At 64.6% G+C, this 24,354-nt stretch carries 21 protein-coding genes and 2 tRNA genes; 13 read left to right on the top strand and 10 right to left on the bottom strand.

Annotated elements, in window-relative coordinates:
• Positions 1 to 149: 149 nt before the first annotated feature.
• Genes yidC through rpmH form a run of 4 tightly spaced genes read right to left on the bottom strand, consistent with a single transcriptional unit; the run spans position 150 to position 2,609 of the window.
• Positions 150 to 1,508: a membrane protein insertase YidC gene (yidC, locus tag EF294_RS06190; protein WP_123926896.1), complete on the bottom strand. Its 1,359-nt coding sequence runs from the start codon at positions 1,506 to 1,508 to the stop codon at positions 150 to 152.
• 3 nt (positions 1,509 to 1,511) lie between these two features.
• Entirely contained in the window at positions 1,512 to 1,976 is a 465-nt protein-coding gene (gene yidD / locus EF294_RS06185) for a membrane protein insertion efficiency factor YidD (RefSeq protein ID WP_123926893.1), read from the bottom strand.
• Complete coding sequence (gene rnpA / locus EF294_RS06180) at positions 1,973 to 2,410, bottom strand: ribonuclease P protein component (RefSeq protein ID WP_123927536.1); 438 nt, start codon at positions 2,408 to 2,410, stop codon at positions 1,973 to 1,975. Before rnpA ends, yidD begins: the two co-directional genes overlap by 4 nt.
• 55 nt (positions 2,411 to 2,465) lie before the next feature.
• Complete coding sequence (rpmH, locus tag EF294_RS06175; RefSeq protein WP_006368615.1) at positions 2,466 to 2,609, bottom strand: 50S ribosomal protein L34; 144 nt, start codon at positions 2,607 to 2,609, stop codon at positions 2,466 to 2,468.
• Positions 2,610 to 3,246: 637 nt separating this feature from the next.
• Between rpmH and dnaA the strand changes: the two genes are divergently transcribed.
• From dnaA to EF294_RS06125, 10 genes are all read left to right on the top strand, one after another.
• The gene (dnaA, locus tag EF294_RS06170; protein WP_123926889.1) at positions 3,247 to 4,890 is read left to right on the top strand and encodes a chromosomal replication initiator protein DnaA; all 1,644 of its coding nucleotides are present in this window, start codon (positions 3,247 to 3,249) and stop codon (positions 4,888 to 4,890) included.
• A 613-nt stretch (positions 4,891 to 5,503) separates the two neighbouring features.
• Entirely contained in the window at positions 5,504 to 6,694 is a 1,191-nt protein-coding gene (dnaN, locus tag EF294_RS06165) for a DNA polymerase III subunit beta (RefSeq protein WP_123926887.1), read from the top strand.
• Positions 6,695 to 6,797: 103 nt separating this feature from the next.
• Positions 6,798 to 7,730, top strand: coding sequence for a phosphogluconate dehydrogenase (NAD(+)-dependent, decarboxylating) (gene gnd, locus EF294_RS06160; protein ID WP_123926884.1), 933 nt, complete (start codon positions 6,798 to 6,800; stop codon positions 7,728 to 7,730).
• 3 nt (positions 7,731 to 7,733) lie between these two features.
• Positions 7,734 to 9,032: a DNA replication/repair protein RecF gene (gene recF, locus EF294_RS06155; RefSeq protein ID WP_123926881.1), complete on the top strand. Its 1,299-nt coding sequence runs from the start codon at positions 7,734 to 7,736 to the stop codon at positions 9,030 to 9,032.
• The gene (locus tag EF294_RS06150; RefSeq protein ID WP_123926878.1) at positions 9,029 to 9,634 is read left to right on the top strand and encodes a DUF721 family protein; all 606 of its coding nucleotides are present in this window, start codon (positions 9,029 to 9,031) and stop codon (positions 9,632 to 9,634) included. Before recF ends, EF294_RS06150 begins: the two co-directional genes overlap by 4 nt.
• A gap of 348 nt (positions 9,635 to 9,982) precedes the next feature.
• Positions 9,983 to 12,061 (top strand): DNA topoisomerase (ATP-hydrolyzing) subunit B, encoded by a 2,079-nt coding sequence (gene gyrB, locus EF294_RS06145; RefSeq protein WP_123926875.1) that lies wholly within the window; start codon positions 9,983 to 9,985, stop codon positions 12,059 to 12,061.
• 47 nt (positions 12,062 to 12,108) lie between these two features.
• Positions 12,109 to 14,598 (top strand): DNA gyrase subunit A, encoded by a 2,490-nt coding sequence (gene gyrA, locus EF294_RS06140; RefSeq protein ID WP_123926872.1) that lies wholly within the window; start codon positions 12,109 to 12,111, stop codon positions 14,596 to 14,598.
• Positions 14,599 to 14,712: 114 nt separating this feature from the next.
• The gene (locus tag EF294_RS06135) at positions 14,713 to 15,621 is read left to right on the top strand and encodes a DUF3566 domain-containing protein (protein ID WP_123926869.1); all 909 of its coding nucleotides are present in this window, start codon (positions 14,713 to 14,715) and stop codon (positions 15,619 to 15,621) included.
• A 117-nt stretch (positions 15,622 to 15,738) separates the two neighbouring features.
• A tRNA-Ile gene (locus tag EF294_RS06130) sits at positions 15,739 to 15,815 on the top strand.
• Positions 15,816 to 15,824: 9 nt separating this feature from the next.
• Positions 15,825 to 15,897 (top strand) — tRNA-Ala (locus EF294_RS06125).
• 732 nt (positions 15,898 to 16,629) lie between these two features.
• On the opposite strand, the gene EF294_RS06120 is transcribed toward EF294_RS06125, so the two are convergent.
• From EF294_RS06120 to EF294_RS06110, 3 genes are all read right to left on the bottom strand, one after another.
• Positions 16,630 to 17,340, bottom strand: a complete 711-nt coding sequence (locus EF294_RS06120) for a cutinase family protein (RefSeq protein WP_123926866.1) — start codon at positions 17,338 to 17,340, stop codon at positions 16,630 to 16,632.
• Between the two features lie 71 nt (positions 17,341 to 17,411).
• Positions 17,412 to 17,681 carry a DUF4190 domain-containing protein gene (locus tag EF294_RS21335; protein WP_185090962.1) on the bottom strand — a complete coding sequence of 90 codons (270 nt, stop codon included), beginning with the start codon at positions 17,679 to 17,681 and terminating at the stop codon, positions 17,412 to 17,414.
• A gap of 1,049 nt (positions 17,682 to 18,730) precedes the next feature.
• Positions 18,731 to 18,925, bottom strand: coding sequence for a hypothetical protein (locus EF294_RS06110; protein ID WP_123926860.1), 195 nt, complete (start codon positions 18,923 to 18,925; stop codon positions 18,731 to 18,733).
• A gap of 127 nt (positions 18,926 to 19,052) precedes the next feature.
• Between EF294_RS06110 and EF294_RS06105 the strand changes: the two genes are divergently transcribed.
• Together EF294_RS06105 and EF294_RS06100 are read left to right on the top strand one after the other, a co-directional pair.
• Positions 19,053 to 19,586, top strand: a complete 534-nt coding sequence (locus EF294_RS06105) for a peptidylprolyl isomerase (RefSeq protein ID WP_123927533.1) — start codon at positions 19,053 to 19,055, stop codon at positions 19,584 to 19,586.
• Positions 19,587 to 19,612: 26 nt separating this feature from the next.
• Positions 19,613 to 20,521 (top strand): rhomboid family intramembrane serine protease, encoded by a 909-nt coding sequence (locus tag EF294_RS06100; protein WP_123926857.1) that lies wholly within the window; start codon positions 19,613 to 19,615, stop codon positions 20,519 to 20,521.
• Positions 20,522 to 20,600: 79 nt separating this feature from the next.
• Here the strand turns inward: EF294_RS06100 and EF294_RS06095 are convergent, their stop codons facing one another.
• Positions 20,601 to 21,074: a PH domain-containing protein gene (locus tag EF294_RS06095; protein WP_123926853.1), complete on the bottom strand. Its 474-nt coding sequence runs from the start codon at positions 21,072 to 21,074 to the stop codon at positions 20,601 to 20,603.
• 93 nt (positions 21,075 to 21,167) lie between these two features.
• Positions 21,168 to 21,458, bottom strand: a complete 291-nt coding sequence (crgA, locus tag EF294_RS06090) for a cell division protein CrgA (RefSeq protein WP_123926851.1) — start codon at positions 21,456 to 21,458, stop codon at positions 21,168 to 21,170.
• 189 nt (positions 21,459 to 21,647) lie between these two features.
• Between crgA and EF294_RS06085 the strand changes: the two genes are divergently transcribed.
• Positions 21,648 to 22,397, top strand: coding sequence for an aminodeoxychorismate/anthranilate synthase component II (locus tag EF294_RS06085; RefSeq protein ID WP_123926848.1), 750 nt, complete (start codon positions 21,648 to 21,650; stop codon positions 22,395 to 22,397).
• A 43-nt stretch (positions 22,398 to 22,440) separates the two neighbouring features.
• Here EF294_RS06085 and pknB read toward each other — a convergent pair whose 3' ends face one another.
• Positions 22,441 to 24,351: a Stk1 family PASTA domain-containing Ser/Thr kinase gene (gene pknB, locus EF294_RS06080; protein ID WP_123926845.1), complete on the bottom strand. Its 1,911-nt coding sequence runs from the start codon at positions 24,349 to 24,351 to the stop codon at positions 22,441 to 22,443.
• Between the last annotated feature and the right edge of the window lie 3 nt (positions 24,352 to 24,354).

Raw genomic sequence — 24,354 nt, 5'->3', positions numbered from 1 at the left:
GAATCACCTACTGCGGGTTTTCTCACATCTGACTCACCGTGCGTCGCGGTCTCGGCTGTCATCTCGGTTCCACCTTCTTACTAGTACTTACGATGTCTGGGGCGGTCGCCGGTATGACCCGGCCCGCGATGGGGCAATACTGCAACGGTTCAGCGCCGGCCGCCCTTGCGGCCGCCTCGCTTCCCGCCCTTCTTCGTCCCCTGATTCTTCGTCCCCTGATTCTTCGAGCTCGAACCCGACGCTCCGGGAGTCTGCGCGGCGGGCTTCTGCCCTGGCTTCGGCTTGGCGGGTGTGGACCCGGTTGCCTGTGACGAGGAGCCGGCACCCGCCTCATTGGACTCGGACTCAGTGGCGGCAAAGGATGACGAGGCATCCACCGCCGATCCCGGGCCCGTCGACACACTCGCCTTGATGGCACTCCGCTTCACTGTTCCGGCTCCGCCGATCCCGAGCCCCTTGGCTAGTCGATCCATCAGCGATGCGTTCGAGGTGCCCTCCGCCGAACCATCGGAGGCCTCACCCGCACCGTCGGCCTTCTCGAGGTCCGCCCCATTCCCCGACCCCTGACCGTCACCGAGTCTCTTGGTGCGATCGGGTTTGGCGCCTGGTTTAGGAGCATTCGCCTTCAACTTCTCCTGCTTGGCGAGTCTGGCCTCTTCTTCTTCCCTGGCAATGCGACCGAACACGAGGTGCTGCTGCCCGTAGGTCCAGAGGTTGTTGCTCATCCAGTACAACAGGATCGCGACGGGAAAGAATGCGCCCGTGACCAAGATGCCGAGCGGAAAGATGTACAGCGCGAGCATGTTCATCATCCGGGTTTGCGGATTCTCGAGAGCAGCCTGGGGCTGACGCGCGACCGACGCACGGGAGTTCATATGGGTCGCAATAGACGCAATGATCATCATCGGGATGACGACGATGGCGATGTCAACTCGCGTGAAGTCAATCGGCTGCCCCGGCTGGACGAACGCCGCCCACTCTGTCTTCGGTTCGGTGATGAATGACGACAGCGGCACCCCGAACAGGCGAGCGTCGAGGAAGTTCTGCACCTGATCGACGTTGAAGATGTAGTTGCCTACAGATCGCGTCTCCTCGGGAGACATGCCGAGCTGACCCATACCGTGTGCAGTGCGGTTAAACGATCGCAGCACGTGGAACAGGCCGATGAACACCGGAACCTGCAGCAGCATCGGGAGGCAGCCGAGCAGCGGATTGAAACCGTGCTCCTTCTGCAGCTTCTGCATCTCCTCGGTCATCTTGACCCGGTCCTTGGCGTACTTCTTCCGGATCGCCTGCAGCTGTGGGTTGATTTCCTGCATCTTCTTCGTGGTGCGGATTTGCTTCACGAAGGGCTTGTAGAGAATCGCGCGCAGGGTGAACACCAGGAACACCACAGACAATGCCCAGGCGACACCGTTACCGCCGGGAGAGTCCGGCGTAATGAAGTCGAACAGCCAGTGCCAGAACCACATGATCGCGGATACCGGCCAATAGATGAAGTTCAGCACGGGTCAGCTATCCCTCACTTCCATAGATGCGCGTACGCCGTCGTCGGCGATGCGATACGACGTTTCCGCCGCGTCCGATTGAGAAAGGTCTTCGTAAGCGGTATTGCTCGCAGCGCTATCACCCCGCGTGCCCTGCGAGCGGACCCGCGGATGGCGGAATCCACGATCGGGGACAGGGTCATAGCCGGGCTTGTGCCACGGTCCGCACTTGAGCAGCCGGATCACCGCAAGCGCACCGCCATGGAAAAACCCGTGTTGAGTCAACGCCTCGACCGCGTATGCAGAGCAGGTCGGCTCGAACCGACAGGTCGGCAGCCGCATCGGCGACACCCAGGTGCGATACAGCTCGATGACAAAGATCAGTCCGCGTCGCGGGAACATATGGATCCGGCGCCTGACCCGCGTTAGCCGCGAGTCCTCGATGACGGTGGGCGAGGGGGAGTAGGGGAAGGTCTCGACACCGGTCATGCCGACACCCCGCCAGCGACGGCATCGATCCGTGCGGAACGCACCGCAAGCTCGCGAACACGCTTACGACCCATCACTTCTCGCAGTTGATCGGCCAGCTCATCACTAGAACGATGTGCCGCGCCTGGGAGAGCACGGACCACTACAAAGCTCTCCGCGGCCGGAACCCGCCCACTGACCTCACGGAACGCGGCGCGCAAACGACGCGCCACGCGATGACGAACCACTGCCGGGCCGACGGACCTACTGACAATCAGCCCCAGCCAGGGACCGCCAGACATAGCCACCTGGGCACGACGTCCGGACGGGTCCGGCCAAACCAAGGGCACCACGGCGATGCTGACCACAAGATCACGCGTCGAAACCCGCACACCGCGTTTCAGCGTGCGGGAGAAGTCAGATCCACGAGAGATCCCATGTTGGGCCGACATCATCACACAACACGACGCCGGCCGGACTTGTGGTCACGACCGGCAGCGCAAGTCGAGATCAGGCCGTGAGCTTCGCGCGGCCCTTGCTGCGACGGCTATTGACAATGGCGCGACCCGCACGGGTGCGCATACGCAGCCGGAAGCCGTGCACGCGTGCGCGACGACGATTGTTGGGCTGGAAAGTCCGCTTTCCCTTAGCCACGGTAACTCCTTGTGCTCGGTGAGATGGGCACGCCGAAAACTCGCGTTCCCACATCCTGTGGTGGTCTCTGCTTATCCTGACGCGGTGCCGGACTAGTGCCGGAGTGGTGGCGCCCCCCGCACCGACGCCGAGTGCCCGACGACGCTGCTGAGGACGCGATCCACCGCAAATCCGCAACCTGGATGACCAGTCGAGAGTACGGGAGTCAACCCGGCCAAATCAAACGAGCATCGATCGTGCAGGCCAGCCCGGCGCGTTCACCCGATCGGAGGATCGACGGCTCACATCCTTTGTCGGGGCCGATCAGGTCTGTTACGGTTTCGCGCGTTACCTTGCTCTCACGCCGCACAATTGCGGTGACGCGAGGAACGTTTGGTGACGTATTTGGTCGACGGTATGCGGTGACCGCGACCCACAGCAGGTGATCCTCCATATCCTTTTATTCACAGATGTGGATAAGTGTGTGGACAAGTCCGCCCGAGACCGCCAAGGTTGAGTCCGTCCACCCCCGACCGACCCCTCGCCGATGCTGGTAGTTTCGTCGGAGGCGGGAGCAGGTAGGGCACGCCGCCATCCTTCGCCGCAGTGATGAAGAGCAGGCGTCGATGGTAAACAGGCGTCGAGCAGGAGGGTCAGTGTGACATCGGATCGCGACTCCTTCGGCGAAGTCTGGAAGCAGGTTGTCGCCGAACTCAACGACGACGCCGCCCATCATGAGCCTCTCAGCCGACAGCAGAAGGCCTGGCTGTCCCTCGTTCAACCACTGACGCTGGCAGAGGGGTTCGCACTGCTCGCGGTGCCGACGCCACTGGTCCAGGAGCAGATCGAACGCAATCTACGCGATACGATCCGCACCACGTTGAGCCGTCATCTCGGTCAAGCCGTGGACCTCGGCGTGCGAACAACCACGCCCACTCCTCTCGAAGACACAACCGACCCGGCGACTATCGATCCGGTTCCCTTGTCTCCCATCGCATTCGACGAATCAGGGCCCGGGCGGCCGATCGATCCGTCAGCGGCCGGTCGCCCATCGTCAGACGGGTCGGGACAGTTACCGGGACAAGGTTTCGCCGGTCGAGAGCACCCAACACCGTCCGATTCGTTCCGCCATTCCACGCCAACCGGCTCCGACTACTCCGGCGCAACCAATCCCTCCGGTCCGCGCGCGCCGAGCGCGACCCCCGGCGCCGAGTGGTCGTCGTATTTCGCCGAGCGACCCACCACTTCCACCTCGTCGGCATCGGGAACTCCGGTCAGTCTCAACCCGAAGTACACCTTCGACACCTTCGTGATCGGTGCGTCGAACAGATTCGCGCACGCCTCGGCCGTCGCGGTGGCCGAAGCACCCGCGCGCGCCTACAACCCGTTGTTCATCTGGGGCGAATCCGGACTGGGCAAGACCCACCTCCTCCATGCCGCCGGCCACTACGCCCAGCGTCTCTTCCCGGGCATGCGAGTCAAGTACGTCTCCACCGAAGAATTCACCAACGACTTCATCAACTCCCTGCGTGATGATCGGCGTGTGGCGTTCAAACGCCGCTATCGCGATGTCGACGTCCTCCTCGTCGACGACATCCAGTTCCTGATCGGCAAGGAAGGTATCCAGGAAGAGTTCTTCCACACCTTCAACACCCTGCACAACACCAGCAAGCAGATCGTCATCTCCTCCGACCGTCCACCGAAACAGCTTGCGACACTTGAGGATCGGCTTCGCACTCGATTTGAGTGGGGCCTGATCACCGACGTTCAGCCGCCGGATCTGGAAACCCGGATCGCGATCCTGCGCAAAAAGGCGCAGATGGACAACATCGTGGTGCCCGACGACGTCCTCGAGCTCATCGCCTCCAAGATCGAACGCAACATCCGCGAGCTCGAGGGTGCTCTCATCCGGGTCACCGCATTCGCGTCGCTGAACAACACCGAGCTCGACAAATCCCTGGCCGACGTCGTGCTGCAAGCGTTGCTGCCCAACTCCGGCAGCATCGAGATCAGCGCCGCCGGCATCCTCGCCATCACCGCCGAGTACTTCGACATCTCCGTCGACGAACTCCGCGGGCCAGGCAAGGCCCGAGCGATCGCCCAGGCGCGCCAGATCTCGATGTACCTGTGCCGCGAGCTCACCGACCTCTCCTTGCCCAAGATCGGTGAGACCTTCGACCGCGACCACACCACGGTCATGTACGCCGAACGCAAGATCCGCAAAGAGATGGCCGAGCGGCGCAAGGTCTACGACCATGTGCAGGAACTCACCGCGCGCATCAAACAACGCGCCGACCGCTGACCGGTCGCCCAGGCACGCCTCACCGACCCGCCTCAACGGCCGCGTCGCATCGACACCTTCGCCGACATCAACTCTCAACTCGCACCCGAGCCTTCTGTGGTTCCCACGCGCCGTCCTCACTCACCGATCCCGGTCTTGCGACGCGGGAAATCCGTGCCGGCCGCCCTGTGGATGGAGCTTGGGATCGGGCGAGCAAACATGTGCATCGACGGTGGACAGGAATCGAACAACACTCGTCATCCACATCAACCGCGCCACACCTCCACGGCTCATCCCACCACAGTGCACACCCCGATCAGGCACATGGCCTGCACAAACACGGCGATCTCCACAGGATCCACAGCTCCTATGACTATTGTTGATTTCTCTTTCAATACATCTCTTCTGAAGAAGGATCTGTGTACACACCCACTCCAGGTTCGAGGTGGAGATCGCTGATTCGCGGCGTGGCGACTTGACCCCAACCGCTCACCCGCGCGCGTTGGCGTTCTAGAGTGGGAATTCCCGATTCGCACCGAGCGCGTCCCCACACGTCGCTTCAGCGGATCCATGCCGTCCCGCACACCGACCCCACAGCAACCAAGGCAGACGAGAGAAGGGCGCATCCCCAGTTATGAAGTTTCGTGTCGCGCGCGACGAGTTCTCCGATTCCGTCGCCTGGGTTGCCCGAAGCCTGCCGTCCCGTCCGCCGGTGCCGGTGCTCGGCTGTGTCGTGCTCGAGGCTCCTGACCAGACCGGATCCGACGCCAATGCCGGCCTGACGATCTCCGGTTTCGACTACGAGGTTTCCGCGCAGGAATCGATCGCCGCCGAGATCGCTGAGCCGGGCAAGGTTCTGGTCTCGGGACGCCTGCTCGCCGACATCACCAGGGCTCTGCCCAACAAGCCCGTTGATGTCACGCTCGATGGATCCCGGGTAGCCATCGCCTGTGGCAGCGCGAAGTTCTCGCTGCCGACGATGCCCGTAGAGGACTATCCGCAGTTACCCGACGTGCCCACAGTCACCGGTTCCATTCCGGCTGACCGTTTTGCCGAGGCCGTATCTCAGGTCGCAATCGCCGCTGGCCGTGACGACACGCTCCCAATGCTGACCGGTGTGCGCGTCGAGATTGAGGGCAACACCGTCGTCCTCGCCGCCACAGACCGTTTCCGGTTGGCCGTTCGTGAACTCGAGTGGGATCCGGCCCAGCCCGACGTCAGTGGAGCGGTCCTGGTGCCCGCCAAGACGTTGTCGGAGAGCGCGAAGACAGCAGGCGCCGAGGGTACCGGAGTCGTCCGACTCGCGTTCGGGTCCGGCGATGCCATCGGCTCCGAAGGCATCCTGGGCGTTCTCGGCGAGTCCAAGCAGACCACGACGCGCCTGCTCGATGCCGAGTTCCCCAAGTTCCGTCAGCTACTGCCGGCGGCTCACACCGCGGTCGCAACCGTGGAGAGCGCTCCCTTGATCGAGGCGATCAAGCGTGTGGCGCTGGTGGCCGAGCGCGGAGCTCAGGTGCGGATGGAATTCACCGAGGGATCGGTGCTACTCACCGCAGGCGGCGACGAGGCGGGTAAGGCAGAGGAAGAGCTCCCGGTCGAGTTCCGTGGTGAGCCGTTGACGATCGCGTTCAACCCTGGCTACCTGCAGGACGGGTTGTCGGCGATCAACGCCAAGTCGGTCGATTTCGGGTTCACCACACCCAGTCGCCCGGCGGTGCTGCGGGTATCGAGGGGAGATGAGCCGGTCGCCGACGAGTCCGGTGCCTTCGTCGCTCCCGACAGTGCCTTCAGTTATCTGCTCATGCCGGTCCGCTTGCCGGGCTGAGCCGATACGCCTCTTCGGCGGACGATTTAGCCCTCACGACGTTCCTACACAACGGTTTCCACACTAGAAGCGGATCGCCACCACCACCTTCGAGAGGATCGCGATGCAGCTGGGACTTGTCGGTCTGGGGAAAATGGGTGCCAATATGCGCACCCGTATCGTCGCTGCCGGGCATGAGGTGATCGGCTACGACCCGCGACCCGAGGTCTCCGACGTCAGGACTCTTACCGATCTCGTCAGAGCGCTCGATGCGCCCCGCGCGATCTGGGTAATGGTGCCCTCCGGCGATCCGACGCGCACCACCGTGGCCTCGCTGGCCGAGGAGTTGTCGCCGGGCGACATCGTCATCGACGGTGGCAATTCGCGTTACACCGACGACTTTGAGCACGCAAAGATGTTACAAGACAAGGGTATTGGATATATTGACTGTGGTGTTTCCGGCGGGGTGTGGGGCTTGGATAACGGCTACGGTCTGATGGCCGGCGGTGCCGACGCCGATGTCGCACGGGTCATGCCCATCTTCGACGCACTGCGTCCCGAGGGTGAACGCGCCGACGGCTTCGTGCACGCCGGGCCGGTGGGTGCCGGTCATTACGCGAAGATGGTGCACAACGGTATCGAGTATGGGCTGATGCACGCCTATGGCGAGGGTTACGAGCTACTCTCGGCCGAACCCCTGATCACTGACGTCGAGGGCACCCTGCGGGCCTGGACCCATGGCACAGTGATCCGCTCGTGGCTGCTTGATCTGCTGGTGCGAGCGCTGCAGGAAGATCCGGGGCTGGCGCAGATCTCGGATTACACCACGGATTCGGGCGAGGGCCGTTGGACCGTCGAGGAGGCCATCCGGCACTCGGTCCCGGCCAACGTCATCTCCGCTGCGTTATTCGCGCGGTTCGCCTCCCGCCAGGACGGGTCACCGGCACTCAAAGCTGTCTCGGCACTGCGAAATCAGTTCGGCGGGCACGCTGTTCGTGACACCACGGGCCGCTCGGTGGGGGAGACCGGCTCGCCGCCGGACACCTCGGCGGGCTAAGCCGTGTTCGTCCGCGAACTGCATCTGCGTGACTTTCGCTCGTGGCCGCGGGTCGACGTAGAGTTGGCGCCCGGACCGGTCATCATCACCGGCCGCAACGGTTTCGGCAAAACCAATCTGGTCGAGGCACTGTACTATCTGGCCACTTTGCGCTCCCACCGGGTCAGCACCGACGCGCCGCTGGTGCGTTCGTCGTCGACGTCTGCGCTGGTGACCGCCACCGTCGAGAACGCCGGCCGGGAATTGACGGCGTCGCTGCAGATCAATGCCGAAGGATCCAATAAGGCGTGGCTCAACACCGCACCGCAGCGTAGGCCGCGCGATCTCGTGGGCGTTCTGCGCGTGGTGCTTTTCGCCCCTGAGGATCTCCTCCTGGTACGTGGCGATCCGGGTGACCGGCGTCGCTTCGTCGATGAGCTTGTCGCACAACGCGGTCCACGATTCGTCGCGGCACGCTCAGACTACGACAAGGTGTTGCGACAACGTTCGGCGCTGTTGAAGACAGCCGGCGCTGCTATGCGGCGCGGTGGATCCGACGCCGCTTCGGTGATCTCGACGCTCGACGTCTGGGATGCCCAACTCGCCGCTCTTGGTGGGCAAGTGACCGCCGCACGGATCGACGTTCTCGGTGATCTCGAACCACATTTCGCCGGATCGTATGCGGCGATCGCCCCGCACTCGCGACCGGCGACGCTGCGGTATCGGCCCAGTGTCGGCGACGATATCGTTCCTGCCGCAGGAGAATCCGCCGATGCCCAGGTCATCGAGGCAGCGCTGCTGACCCGCCTCGGCGAGATCCGTGGCAAAGAAATCGAACGAGGGTTGTCGCTGGTGGGACCGCATCGCGACGACGTCGATCTCGTTCTCGGTTCCGATGTGGCGAAAGGCTTTGCCAGCCACGGAGAATCGTGGTCGCTCGCGCTCGCTCTGCGATTGGGATCGGTGGAACTGGCCAGAGCTGACGGCGTAGAACCAGTCATCATGCTCGACGACGTATTCGCCGAACTCGACGCCGCCCGACGGCGCAAACTCGTCGAGTTCACCGAAGGTGCGGAACAGTTGATCATCACTGCCGCAGTCGCCGAGGATGTTCCCATGGGAGTCGGGGGTCGGTCGATCGCGGTGAACATGATCGAGGAGGAGGGCGTCCGGTATTCGGTGGTCGTGTCGGCAGCCGGGACCTCAGATGCCGGGACCTCAGATGCCGAGGGCTCAAAACGCGATGTTGCCGAATCTGATGTCGCACATCCTGAGGAGTCGGAGACGAGTGTGTCGGACCTGCCGGGGAGACTGAGGCTATGACCGACTGGCCGGACGCAGGAGCACCTGAGACGCCAACGCCCGCCACGGCACCTCCGGCGCCTGGCTCGGCGGCGCTCCCGGACGGACTTACCGGCTACGAGCGTGCGCGTCGCGCGTTGGAAGAGGCGAGGGCCTCGGCCCGTGCCGCCGGCAAGTCGGTCGGTCAGGGTCGCGCGTCACCACCGCGACGGCGGTTGGGTGTGCGTCAGGGTGGCCGTCGGCGGTGGTCGGGTTCCGGTCCGGACGCACGGGATCCGCAGCCTTTCGGGCGGCTCGTCGGTGGCCTGGCCCGCGAACGCGGATGGCAACCGCGCATCGCCGAGGGCACGTTGTTTGGCATGTGGGAGCAGATCGTCGGCTCCGACATCTCCGCCCATGCCACACCGACATCGTTGCGCGACAACGTCTTATACATCCAGGCCGAATCCACGGCCTGGGCGACGCAACTGCGGTACGTGCAGTCACAGATCCTCGCCAAGATCGCAACCGCGATCGGCGACGGAATGGTCACGTCGCTGAAGATCACCGGACCCAAGGGCCCGTCGTGGCGCAAGGGGGAGCGACACGTGCGAGGCCGCGGACCCCGCGACACCTACGGATGACTCGGTGAAGCGGTGGGAGCGTAGCGTGACGTGCTACTCCACCCCACCGACAGTTTCCCGCGTCACGTCGACTCTGAGCCAGATTTCGTCCTCAGACCACGCCCGGACCGGTAGGTATCGGAAAAAATCGGTCTGTGTGCAAATCAGCGGCACCAGATGTGGGTTTCTGACTGGCTGAGACAGTACAATGAACAGGGAGTTGTCCCGACAGGGGGATCAGCCGCCGGTCATGGCAGCGGTGACAGCGGACGATTGCGTCCGACCACAGCATGTCGTGCTGGCAGTTGTGTGCTGATCATCTCATGATCGTCGGGTCGAAATCGATGAGAACAGGAGCGGACGCACCTCGTGGCCGACAGCAGTGACAAGACCGGTGGTTCGGAATCGAAGAAGCCCCGGAAGAAGCCGTCCGAATACGGTGCGGAATCGATCAGCATCCTCGAAGGCCTCGAGGCGGTGCGTAAACGTCCCGGCATGTATATCGGCTCCACGGGTGAACGTGGTCTACATCACCTGATCTGGGAGGTTGTCGACAACTCCGTCGACGAGGCGATGGCCGGATTCGCCAGTAAGGTCGACGTCACGCTGCTCGAGGATGGTGGCGTCGAGGTGGTCGATGACGGTCGTGGCATCCCGGTCGGCATGCACGCAACCGGTAAACCCACCGTCGAGGTCGTCCTGACCCAGCTGCACGCCGGTGGCAAGTTCGACTCGGACGCTTATGCGGTCTCCGGTGGTCTGCACGGCGTCGGTATTTCCGTCGTGAACGCATTGTCGACCAAGGTCGAGGTCGAGATCGACGTCGACGGGTTCCACTGGTCGGAAACCTTCACTGAGTCCAAGCCGGATGGCCTGGTCAAGGGTAAGCCCACTCGCAAGACCGGTACCGCGGTGCGGTTCTGGCCGGACGCGTCGATATTCACCGAGACGACCTCGTTCAACGCCGAGACGGTTGCGCGCCGACTACAGGAGATGGCCTTCCTCAACAAGGGACTCACCATCACCCTCACCGACCGGCGACCCAAGGCCGTCGAGGCGCCCGGGGACCCGAGCGCCGAGGGTGAACACGGCGCCACCGAAGCCGCCGAGCAGGTGAAGTCCGACGAGGAAAAGGCCGCTGCCGCAGCAAAATCCAAGACCCGGACCTATCACTATCCGGACGGTCTGGTCGATTACATCAAGCACCTCAACCGCACCAAGCATCCGATCCACAAGTCGGTCATCGGTTTCACCGGCAAGGGCACCGGCCACGAGGTTGAGATCGCGATGCAGTGGAACGACGGATATTCCGAGTCGGTGCATACCTTCGCCAACACCATCAACACCCACGAGGGAGGTACGCACGAGGAGGGCTTTCGTGCGGCACTGACGCGCGTGGTGAATTCCTATGCGCGGGACAAGAAGTTACTCAAGGAGAAGGATTCCAACCTCACCGGCGATGACATTCGCGAGGGTCTGGCGGCGGTGATCTCGGTCAAGGTCTCCGACCCACAGTTCGAGGGTCAGACAAAGACCAAGCTCGGCAACACCGAGGTCAAGAGCTTCGTCCAGAAGGCTTCCGGTGAGCATCTCGAGCACTGGTTCGAGGCCAATCCGGCCGAGGCCAAGATCGTCATCAACAAAGCAGTCGACTCCGCTCATGCGCGGATGGCGGCTCGCAAGGCACGAGACCTGGTGCGGCGCAAGAGCGCCACCGATATCGGAGGACTGCCTGGCAAGCTCGCCGACTGCCGCAGCAACGACCCGTCCAAGTGCGAGATCTATCTCGTGGAGGGTGACTCGGCTGGCGGCTCGGCCAAGACCGGGCGCGACTCGATGTATCAGGCGATTCTGCCGTTGCGTGGCAAGATCATCAACGTCGAGAAGGCCCGCATCGACCGCGTCCTCAAGAACGCCGAGGTCCAGTCGATCATCACGGCTTTCGGTACCGGCATTCACGACGAATTCGACCTGGCCAAGCTGCGCTATCACAAGATCGTGTTGATGGCCGACGCGGACGTCGACGGGCAGCACATCTCCACCTTGCTCTTGACCCTGCTGTTCCGTTTCATGCGCCCGCTGATCGAACACGGGCATGTCTATCTCGCCCAGCCGCCGCTCTACAAACTCAAGTGGCAGAAGGGCGCCGAGGCCGAGTACGCCTACACCGACCGTGAGCGCGACGCCATGATCAAGAACGGCCTCGAGGCCGGTAAGAAGATCAACACCGACGACGGCATCCAACGCTACAAGGGCCTTGGTGAGATGAACCCCAGCGAGTTGTGGGAAACCACTATGGATCCGGCCACCCGCACACTTCGCCAGGTCACTCTTGACGACGCCGCTGCGGCCGACGAACTGTTCTCGGTGCTGATGGGTGAAGACGTCGTCGCGCGCCGAAGCTTCATCGCCCGTAACGCGAAAGACGTTCGCTTCCTTGATGTCTGACGTCACGCACCAAGCCTGACCGGACACCACATCTGTGAGGATTTTTCATGACTGACACCACCCTCCCGCCTGCCGGCGGGGAAGGCGATCGCGTCGAACCGGTCGATCTCGGCCAGGAGATGCAGAACAGCTACATCGATTACGCGATGAGCGTGATCGTCGGCCGCGCACTTCCCGAGGTCCGCGACGGCCTCAAACCCGTGCACCGCCGATTGCTCTACGCCTCCTTCGACGCCGGCTTCCGCCCCGATCGCAGCTATGTGAAATCGGCAAAACCAGTTGCCGAGACGATGGGCAACTACCATCCGCACGGCGACTCGGCGATCTACGACGCATTGGTACGCCTGGCCCAGCCGTGGTCGATGCGCTACCCGCTGATCGACGGGCAGGGAAACTTCGGGTCCCGCGGCAACGACGGCCCGGCGGCCATGCGCTACACCGAGGCCCGCCTCACTCCGCTGGCGATGGAGATGTTGCGCGACATCGACAAGGACACCGTCGATTTCACACCCAACTATGACGGCAAGACCAACGAACCCACGGTCTTGCCCGCGCGGATCCCGAATCTGCTGATCAACGGATCTGGCGGTATCGCCGTCGGTATGGCCACCAACATCCCGCCGCACAACCTCACCGAGGTGGCCGAGGCGATCTTCTGGGCGCTGGAGAACCACGAGGCCGACGACGAGTCCACCCTCGACGCCTGCATGGAGCGGATCAAGGGCCCGGATTTCCCGACGGCCGGCCTCATCGTCGGTGGTCAGGGGATCAAGGACGCCTACACCACCGGTCGCGGGTCGATCCGTATGCGTGGGGTGACCGCGATCGAGGAGGCCAAGGGCGGCGCCACGCAGATCGTGATCACCGAGTTGCCCTATCAGGTCAACCCGGACAACATGATCCAATCGATCGCCGAGCAGGTGAACGAGGGAAAACTCAAGGGCATCAGCAAGATCGAAGATCATTCCTCCGATCGTGTCGGCCTGCGGATCGTGGTCACCCTGCGTCGTGATGCGGTGGCCAAGGTCGTTCTGAACAATCTGTACAAGCACAGCCAGCTGCAGACCAGCTTCGGTGCCAACATGCTCTCGATCGTCGACGGGGTGCCCCGCACCCTACGTCTCGATCAGATGATTCGCTATTACGTCGCCCACCAGATCGACGTCATCGTGCGGCGTACCCGCTACCTGTTGCGTAAGGCCGAGGAGCGCGCGCACATCCTGCGTGGTCTGGTGAAAGCCCTTGACGCCCTTGATGAAGTGATCGCACTGATCCGTGCCTCGGCCAACACCGACGAAGCCCGCACCGGGTTGATGGATCTACTGGAGATCGACGAGATCCAGGCCGATGCCATCCTCGCCATGCAGCTGCGTCGACTCTCGGCGTTGGAGCGGCAGAAGATCATCGACGAGTTGGACGAGATCGAGCGCGAGATCGCCGACTACAAGGACATTCTCGACAAGCCCGAGCGTCAGCGTGCGATCGTGCGTGACGAGCTCCGGGAGGTTGTCGAGAAGTTCGGCGACAATCGACGAACCCAGATCATCGCCGCCGACGGTGACGTAGCCGACGAGGATCTGATCGCCCGCGAGGACGTCGTCGTCACCATCACCGAGACCGGTTACGCCAAGCGCACCAAAACCGACCTCTATCGCAGTCAGCGACGCGGCGGAAAGGGTGTGCAGGGGGCAGGGCTCAAGCAGGACGACATCGTCGCGCACTTCTTCGTCTGCTCGACGCATGACTGGATCCTGTTCTTCACCACCAAGGGTCGCGTCTACCGCGCCAAGGCCTACGAGCTCCCCGAGGCCAACCGCACCGCACGTGGACAGCATGTCGCGAATCTCCTTGCTTTCCAACCGGAGGAGCGCATCGCCCAGGTCATTCAGATCAAGACCTACACCGATGCACCGTATCTCGTGCTCGCGACCCGCAACGGACTGGTGAAGAAGTCCAAGCTTGAGGACTTCGACTCCAACCGGTCCGGCGGAATCGCCGCGATCAACCTGCGCGGCGAGGACGAGCTCGTCGGCGCTCAATTGTGCAGTGCTGAGGATGATCTGTTGCTCGTCAGCCGTAAGGGGCAGTCGATCCGCTTCCACGCCGACGACGAGGCGCTGCGCCCGATGGGCCGGCAGACCTCCGGTGTGCAGGGCATGCGGTTCAACGCCGATGACGAGTTGTTGTCGCTGAATGTCGTCCGCGAGGGGACCTACCTGCTGGTGGCGACCTCTGGCGGTTACGCCAAGCGCACCGGAATGGAGGACTACCCGGTGCAGGGGCGTGGCGGTAAGGGCGTGCTGACCATCCAGCACGATAAGCGCCGCGGCACGTTGATCGGCGCGCTCATCGTCGATGACGACTCCGAGCTTTACGCGATCACCTCCGGGGGCGGTGTCATCCGCACCGCGGCCCGTCAGGTCCGCAAGGCCGGACGGCAGACCAAGGGTGTGCGCCTGATGAACCTCGACGAGGGGACCACGCTGCTGGCCATCGCCCGCAACGCCGACGAGCTGGACCCGGAAACGACCGCCTGATCTGATCGGCATTCCGGACATACGCACGAGCCACGACGCTATTGCAGCGTCGTGGCTCGTCTTGTGTGACGGCCACAACCGTTAGGGTGGACCCAACGTGCGCAATCGGAGGAAATGACACCAGTGAGCCAACCGAACGACCCGGACAACCAGACCTCGTCCACGCCGCCGACCGCGTCCGGTGGCCCGGCAGCCCAGTCGGGTCCGCCCCGGGGTGGCGGGCTGGTTCCTCCGTGGCAGCGCGGCCCAGGCGCAGTGGCCGGACCCGAGACCACCGCAAGCGCGCAGGTTCCCGTGCCCGATGCGGGGACCACCGAGCAGATCCCCGTCGGGGGTCGTCCCGGTGGGCCTCCTCCGCGCGGTGTGGTGACCGGTGGCGACACCCCTGTGGCGGGCACGAGTGGTCAGCAGGCGCCGGTGACGAAGCTTGATTCGCCGACCGGGGCATCCACCGCAACAGCCGAGGCACCGCGTGGTCGCTTCACCGAGACCCCCACGCGCACCATCGCTCGGGATCCGTCTGTGGAGGCGGAGCTACCCGATCTCGACCAGATCCACCACACCAACACCGAGGCCGCTCGGGCCGCGGCGGTCGACCCTGCGAAGGTGACCGGCTCCGCGGAACGCTCGGCGCCGGCCCACGTCGGTTCGACTGGTCGTGGGCTGCGCGCTGCCGTGCAGATCCGTCGACTCGACCCGTGGGCGACCTTCAAGGTGGTCGGCGTGCTCTCGATCGTCGGCTTCGTCATCTGGATGATCGCCGTCGCCGTGCTGTATCTGGTGCTCGACGGGATGGGTGTCTGGGAGCAGGTGAACAGCTCCTTCGGCACGTCGGTGACCACCGGCGGCTCGACGTCGCAAAACGACATCATCGGCGCAGGCAGCGTGTTCTTCTACGCAGCTCTACTAGGCGCAGTCAACGCCGTGCTGATCACGGCGCTGGGCACCATCGGCTCTTACATCTACAACCTCGTCGCCGACCTCGTCGGCGGTCTTGAGATCACTCTGGCCGACCTCGACTAGACCCGACCAGTACCAACCAGTGCGGGTGCCGAGGCCCATCTGCCCAGCTCACGGACGACGGCGGACACCGTTTTGGTTTCTCGCCACCCCGTCGGGTAATCTCAGTCCTCGGTTCAGGGGCCTATAGCTCAGGCGGTTAGAGCGCTTCGCTGATAACGAAGAGGTCGGAGGTTCAAGTCCTCCTAGGCCCACCACCCGAACCCGGGGCCTTAGCTCAGTTGGTAGAGCGCTGCCTTTGCAAGGCAGATGTCAGGAGTTCGAATCTCCTAGGCTCCACTCGCTTCATCTTCGAGCCGCATGCGCGGTTGACACACTCGCACAAGTCCCGCACCGGTCCCCTGCCAGCCGCTGACCGGGCCGCGCGCTCGGCATCGGTGCAGTAGTTGGCCAACGGTCGTGTCAGACCGTCGCACACGAGGTGGTGCGCACCACGGCCGGCATCATGTCGGTGAGTACCACACACGTGACCCAGGTGTGATCCGCCCAGAGCCAGGCGGGCCAGATCGCGGAAGGGTCTGTGGCGTCGTAGTAGGCATGGCTCGGGGTCCGGGCGGAATCGGCCCGGTGCAAGGCACCTCTCGATCGGCGAATGCAGCGCTGCGAATGCCGTACGTCCTCGTTCGTCGCGCGCAGCCTGGCTCGATAGACCTGAAACGGTGCTGATGCGGTTGTGCCACAAAGAAATCGAGATGTTTCAACGATGCGGCAGCAGCCCGGTCACGGGTTCGTCCACCTCGATGGCCGCCGGATCGGTGCGGGAGGCGAGATAGGCGAATACGCCCAACTTGCAGGGCCGCTCGCAGGATCCGGGCACCGCCGAATCGACTGTGGATCGCGATCGACGAAGTACCGGCTGCATCCGGCGATTCGTCGAGCGGTCAACGCCAGGCTCGTCGGTGAACACCGCTCGCGCGGGCAGGCGAGTGGCTGGCCGTATCGCCGTGTACGAACCACACAACCGGCCGAATGTCCCTACACAGGACGTACGGCCGGTTGAGGTGAGTGCTACTACAGGCGAGCTTTCACGTACTGGGCGGCATCGACAGTCATGCCGTTGACGGCGTACAGCACATGCAGACCGTTGGGCTGCCCGACCGGGGCACCGTCACAGACGACGTCGCCGGGGATGCAGTAGCGCTTGGTCTTGCCCACGTAGAGAGGTCCGACGTTCATCGGGGGCGCACCGACCTGCTTGATCCAGTTCGCCGACGGCGGCGCGAACAGTATCGCGGCCGTCACGTGTGAGGCGGCGTTGTCGGCCAGCGGTTGCGGCACCCGGTCTTGGTACTGCCGGTACCGCGGGTCGAGCTGGATCTTGTTGCTCAACGCGTAGGACGCGACCACAGCACCCTGCGAGTACCCACCGACCACGATGTGTGAGCCCGGGCATTGCGCGGCCAGGTACTTGACGCGGCGCTGGGTGTCGTTGATGCCTTTGACCACACCCTCGACGAAGGCAATCCGGTTGTCGAAGTTGCTACCGGCCGGATAGTTCACGCCGTAGACGTTGACCGACTTACCTGGTAGCTGATTGCGCAGGGCCTGTTCGAAGGACAGGCCGGTGATGCCGACGGGTGGAGCCGTCTCCGCGGTCCCGCGCGCAAACACGACCTCGACGTCGGCACACGGCGAAGCGGCGGCTGCCCGGGGCGTAGGAGACGCGAGCAACCCGGCCGCGAGCACGGTGAACCCGAACAGGATCAGAAGTGGACGCTTCATTCGTCGAATGATACGCGAACAATGGTCACGCAAGGCGGCGCGCGACCCGAACAGCGTCATCGCGGGCACCTTTACCGCAGGACGAGCACGATGATGTACGCCGCTATCGCCACTATCAGCGCAAGCATGTACGCCCAGCCAACGATGATCGCGACGGTGGCGAACGGTTCGCCGTATTCCCGGGTGCGCCGGATCTGGTTGCGCGCTCGGTACCCCAGGTACAGCCCGATCGGCGAGGTGCAGCCGATGACCGATAGCACCATCGCCCAGATGGCGAGTGTGCTGGTCGTGGTCGTTGACCGCGACGACAACCGGGCTGCGGTGGCACTCTGTCCGCTCACGGGCGCTTCCTTGGACTCCGATGATGCCTCCGGCGCCGGTGCGGCGCCGGAGGGTGGGGAACTCTTGTCGCCAGACCTGGGTGGAACCCCAACGGGTGGGGTTTCGGCTGGTGTGGCGATGTTGGGTGTGGCGTCTACGGCCGAATAGGCACGGGGTACACCCGAGGACTGTTCGTCGGACCGGACCGTTTCGTCGGCGTCGACTCCAGAAGCGCCGGATGGCACGCCACCGCGGGACGGAGTTCCCTGTTGTCCGTGGCCCTGTGGTCGGCCGGTTTGTGGAGTGCTGCCGCGCGGCGGACCGTCCGGCCCGGATGGGGGGCTCGGAGGCCGTGGGCCCGGGGGTATCGGTGCATCGGGGCGACGGCGTGCCGGGGGCGGCGGCATCCGGGTGCCCGGGCCCGTGCGTGCGCCGGGAGGTGGTCCTCCGCGCCAGCCTGGACGCGGTCCGGGACCGGTGATTCTGGGTGCGCCGGTGGGGGGAGGACCGCCCGGAGCACCCGGGCCACCGGCCGCTCCGGGGTTCGGCGGGGCCGGTCGGGGACCCTGACCCGTCGAGGACATACCGGGAGGACGCACTGGCAGACCCGGTTGTGGGGGCTGGGCACCGGATCCGGTGCCCAGCCCGCCACGAGAGGAGGCTGCGCCGGGCGCGATCGGGCCGATAGGGGGGGCTGAGGGCGGTCGGAGCCCAGGACCGGTGCCGGAGATCGGTACGCGTGGGTTCGACGGTGCGCCCGGCAGCCTGGGTCCGTCGCCCGAGTCCGAACTCACGTCGCCGGCTGTCAGGTTGGGGTTGCGCCCGCTGACCGGCGCGGTCGGCGGACGCTCCCAGGGCGCCGACGCCGTGCCGGTGCCCGCCTCGGGAGCGTTGTCACGAGGGACGGGCGGCACTCCGTCGGGCGCGTCGCCGCGACGGGGGTCCCCGCCCAGCCTGTTCTCGTCGGAGGTCACCGGTCCAAATTACCTTCCGGACCCGGTGGATGGTGCAAGGTGCGTCCCGCGGCGGCCACGGTTGTCCGACTTACGGGGACACCGACGGCCGGGATCTAGAGAGCCACGTCACCCCCGGCGGTGCCCTGGTTGACGATGCCGTCGGCGGAGCCGAGATTGTCGACACGGGGCACCGTTGGCGAGACCGGCGGCAGTTCGGTACGGGAACGTCGTACGACGAACACCGCTGCGACGGCCGACATTGCCGCCGCCGAGGCAACGGCGATCAGCAGGAGATACTTGTTCGGCATGACCCACAGCGTGCCAGGTCGGCTTTGCCGGTGCTACTTGCGTGGTCGGGGGCCGAACATGCGCCCTTGCCGCTGAGGTCGCGGCGATGTTCCCGACGGAGCCGTTCGGTTGTCGCCGCCGATTTGGTTGGATGGAGTGGTGAGCACATCAACGCAGACCGTGACCATCCACACCACCCGCGGCGACATCAAGGTCGATCTCTTCGGCAACCATGCGCCCGAGACCGTCGCCAACTTCGTCGGACTCGCCGCTGGCACCAAGGACTACAGCGAGACGAACGCCTCCGGAGGCGACTCCGGTCCGTTCTACGACGGCTCGGTGTTCCACCGCGTCATCGAGGGCTTCATGATCCAGGGCGGCGATCCGACCGGCACCGGCCGCGGTGGCCCCGGCTACAAGTTCAAGGACGAGTTCCACCCGGAGCTCCAGTTCGACCGCCCCTACCTGCTCGCCATGGCCAACGCCGGACCGGGCACCAACGGGTCACAGTTCTTCATCACCGTCGGCCCCACCCCGCACCTCAACCGTCGCCACACCATCTTCGGTGAGGTGACCGATCCCGCGTCGCAGCAGGTCGTCGACGCGATCGCGACCACCTCCACCGATCGCAGCGACCGTCCGCTCGATGAGGTCCGCATCGAAAAGATCGAGGTCAACTGACCATCGGCCCCGTCGGTCCGCCGGCGGTGTGTTACCGGCATCCCGACCGCCCCACCGCGCTGTCCTGCACGCGGTGCGGGCGGCAGGCCTGTCCAGGCTGTCTGCACCCGGCCGCGGTCGGCCACCATTGCCATGACTGCGTGCGCGGCGACGGCGCGCGGGGCTCCGGCCGCCAGAACATCCGCCGTCCCGACTTCGGCGACCGGGGAATCCGGTCGCTGGTCACGCGACCCGTACGCGCTCGCCGCCCGCTGGCCACCTATACGCTGATCGCGATCAACGTCGTCATCTTTGCCTACACCGTTTACGCCGCACACTCCTTCAACGTAGAAGTTTCCGGGCCACTTCTACACGGAGAGTTGGTGCGTGGCAACGTCTTTGACGGCCAGTACTGGCGCTTGCTCACTGCGGGATTCTTGCACTACAGCCTGCTACACCTTGCGCTGAACATGATCTCGCTCTACATCCTCGGCCGCGAACTTGAAACCGCCCTCGGTATCGGAGGTTTCGTGATGGTCTACATGACTGCGTTGCTCGGTGGCAGCGCAGCGGTGATGATCGCTCAATCCAACGAGGCCCGCTCGGCCGGTGCGTCGGGAGCCATCTACGGGCTGATGGGCGCCATGCTCATCGTCGTCCTGCGCATGCGTGTCTCACCGGCGCCGGTGCTGACGATCATCGCCATCAACCTCGTGATGTCGTTCTCGATCCCCGGCATATCCCTCGCCGCACATGTCGGAGGCCTGATGTTCGGCGCGGCGGCCACCGCCGCACTCATCTGGGTGCCACGGCTCCTGCCGCAGTTCCTGCGTACCGACCGCAACGCCACCCTTGCCGGCTGGGTGGCCGCCAGTGCCTTGCTCATCGCGGCGGTGGCCATCAGCGTCGTCGTAGCGGTGACCTACACCGGGCCGATCCTCGTCTACGTTCATTGAGCCGCGCTCGACACCGACCACAGTACGTTTCAGCGACAACCAGAGCACAGGTGCTCAGCGACAACCAGAGCACAGGTGCTCAGCGACGCGAGTCCGTCACCGGGAACCCGGCGTGATGGAGCGCTTCGGACACCTCGAGTAAATCGGCGCCGAGATCCCACCGGCTGAACACCACCAGCATCGACTCCTCGCTGCTTTCGGTGCCCGCCGGGATGTAGTCGATCTCGAGTTGACCGGATCGGCGTCCGATGCGGCGCATCGTGAGCAGTCGGACGCGCTCGACGTCGGCGGGCGTCAGTGTCACGGCGCCGCCGATGCGCCGGATCGTCAGTTGTGGGCCGGCCGACAGTTCAAGACGCGGCCGGATCAGCGATGCATACGCCCCGAACCCGAGCAGCATCAACCCGGCGACACCGATAATCACCGAACCCACGGCATCGGATGCGACGACTACCGCGCACAGCAACAGCACGACTCCTGCGGCCAGGAGTGCGGCGGCCGCGGGTCGGGGCGTCGCCCACTGCCTCGTGGACAGGTCTGCGGGGTTATCCACAGGACTTACTCACAGTGGGGATGACTTACACACATGTAATTTCCACCTGTGGATAACCATGCGCGTGGCCCTGACCGGCATCGACGGCCAACCTCAGTGCCACTTCATGGTCATCAGCAGGCCCACGACCATCATCGAGAAGCCGATCAGGAAGTTCCACGCGCCCAGGTTGTTCATCCAGTGCAGCGCCTGACCGGGGCCGCCGTAGGTGGTCTCGCCGGCAGCGAGGTAGTAGACGATCAGCCACGCCAGACCCAGCAGCATGAGGCCGAGCATCACGCCGACGTAGATAGAGCTGGAGGGACCGGCCTTCACCTTGACCGGCGTGCGGCTCGCCGGGTTGATGGTGTAGTCGGTCTTCTTCCGGACTTTTGACTTCGGCATGACTTCCTCTGTTGTGCAGCGAGCGGGTCACATCGGCGGGCGATGACCCCTTGCATCTTTCCGTTTCGCGTTCGGCGGAGGTGTCGTGACGCGGTGTGTTGGCCGCGACACGCCCAGCGCATCACCTCTACGGTATCGCACCAGGTCGCCGTCACGAGCGACCCGCGAGTGCCCAGGTAACCTGACACGATGACCAGCGCAGTACCGGAGGCGACCGGTTCCACGAACCACGCGGCCCGCATCCTCGTCATCGACAACTACGACAGCTTCGTCTACAACCTGGTCCAGTACCTGGGCCAGCTCGGTGTCGAGGCAACGGTGTGGCGCAACGATGATCGCAGGCTGACGACACCCGACGGCGAGTTCACCGACGAGTCGCTGCGTGCTGCGCTGCGCGGTCCCGATGGGTCCGGCTTTGCCGGCGTGCTGCTCTCGCCCGGGCCGGGGACGCCGCAGCGCGCCGGAGCGACGTTGCCGCTGGTCGGGGTTGCCGCCGCCGACGGTGTACCCCTGCTCGGAGTGTGTCTTGGTCACCAAGCCATCGGTGCGGCGTTCGGTGGCACCGTCGATCGCGCGCCGGAGCTGCTGCACGGCAAGACCTCGCTCGTCCATCACGATCAGATCGGGGTGCTGCGTGGGCTCCCGGATCCGTTCACCGCGACCCGCTATCACTCACTGACGGTGCTGGCCGAGACGATTCCTGACGAGCTCGTGGTCACCGGCCGCACCGAGTCGGGCATCGTGATGGGAATGCAACATCGGGAGCTGCCGATCCACGGCGTGCAGTTCCATCCCGAGAGTGTGCTCACCCAAGGTGGCCACCGGATGCTGGCCAACTGGTTGGACGTCTGCGGCATCGACGTCGACCAGTCGAGTGTCGCCGCTCTCGAACAGGAGATGGCCGAGGCGATCGGTCCGGCGCTGACCGCCCAGTCCTGAGCCGCCGGCACCCGAGCCGCCGGTCCCGATGAGCCCGTTGTGTTCAGCCGGGGAGCAGGCTCGCGCGCCCGACGACGACGTTGATCGCCCCGTTCTTGGCCAGCTTCGATCCGTCCCCGGGGCTCTGCGAGAGAATCTTCCCATCGTCGGGGCTGCCGAGCGGTACATTGCGCGGTGTCTGGGTCAATGCGCCATTCCACCCCGACCGCTGTAGCGTCGCGAATGCCTGGTCGGCGGTCTGACCGGTCAGATCAGGCACCACGATCATGTTGCCGCGCGAAATGGTCAGCTGCACCGTGGCGCCCTGCTTGATGGAGTCTCCCGCCGACGGGCTGGAGCTGACGACCTGACCCTGCGGCAGATCCGAGTCGCCCTCGACGACGTCCACCTTCAGGCCGAGCTGGGCGAGTTGGGCCCGCGCAGCCGACTCGAACTGACCGACCAGATTGGGCACCGTGACGTCCTTGGGGCCGGTGCTGATCCGGATGATCAACGGGTCTCGCACGGGTGTGTCGGTGCCAACGGCCGGGTTGGTGTCCACCACGTGACCGACCTTGACCGACACCGAATCGACCTGCTGCACTTTAATATTGGAGAACCCGGCGTTCTGCAGCTCAACGATGGCGTCAGCCTGGGTCTTGTTGCGTACGTCGGGGATGCGCTGGCGCTCCCGCCCGCTGGAGATGAACAAGGTGACCGTCGACCCCTCGGGTGTCGGGACGTTCTCGCCCGGCGCCGAGCGGGTCGCCTTACCGGCGTCGACGGTTTCGCTCGACTCGTCGAGTTGTTTGACCTCGAAACCCGCCTTCTCCAGCGTGCTGCGCGCGTCGGTAGCCGACAGTCCGGCCACCGCGGGTACGGCAACCTTGCGCGCCGAGCCGGACGACCACGGCGACCACCACACCAGCATCCCGACGAACAGGAGCACCGCGGCCGCCACCGCGCCGGCGATCAGCCATGGGGGACGGTGTCGGGTCGGGGTGTCGGAGTCCTTGCCCGCGGCGGCGGGCTGGCCACTGGTGTCGGTACGCAACGCGCGACGTGGACCCGAGCCGGTATCGAGCCAGGCAGTCCGGTCTTCCTCGCTCATCAGCAGCGGCGCCGACGGCTTTCCGCCGGCGAGGACCTTGATCAGATCCGACCGCAGTTCGGCCGCCGACTGGTAGCGGTTCTCCTTGTTCTTGCTCATCGACTTCATGACGATGGAGTCGAGCTCCGGCGGGATGTCCGGGCGCACCGCCGACGGCCAGCGCGGATCCTCGTGCACATGCTGATGGGCGACGGCGACCGGCGAATCACCGGTAAACGGCGGCTCGCCGGTGATGAGTTCGAACAGCACGCAGCCCATCGAGTAGATATCACTGCGCGGATCGACCTTGATCCCCCGCGCCTGCTCGGGCGAAAGGTACTGCGCGGTGCCCATCACCGCACTGGTCTGGGTCATCGTCGACGTCGAGTCGTTCATCGCACGGGCGATACCGAAGTCCATCACCTTGACCGCACCCGACGAGTCGATCATTACGTTCGCCGGCTTCATGTCTCGGTGCACGATGCCGTTACGGTGGGAGAAATCCATCGCCGCGGCCACGTCGGCCATCCACGTCATGGCCTGCCGCGGTGCGACAGGACCGTTGCGCCGCAATACATCTCGCAGCGTCTCACCATCCACATACTCCATCACGATGAAGGGCAGCGGCCCCTCGTCGGTCTCGGCCTCACCGGTGTCGAAGACCTGCACGATTGTGGGGTGATTGAGTTTGGCGGCGTTCTGGGCCTCCCGGCGAAAGCGCAGATAGAACGACGGATCCCGGGCCAGATCAGCGCGCAGAACCTTCACCGCGACGTCCCGATTCAGCAGGAGATCACGTGCGTAGTGAACCTCGGACATGCCGCCGAAGCCGAGCGTCTCACCCAGCTCGTAGCGGTCGGAGAGGTGGTGCGGGGTCGACATCATGGC

The organism is Gordonia oryzae (assembly GCF_003797185.1).
Lineage (GTDB): Bacteria > Actinomycetota > Actinomycetes > Mycobacteriales > Mycobacteriaceae > Gordonia > Gordonia oryzae.
This window is presented reverse-complemented; position numbering and strand designations above follow the sequence as displayed.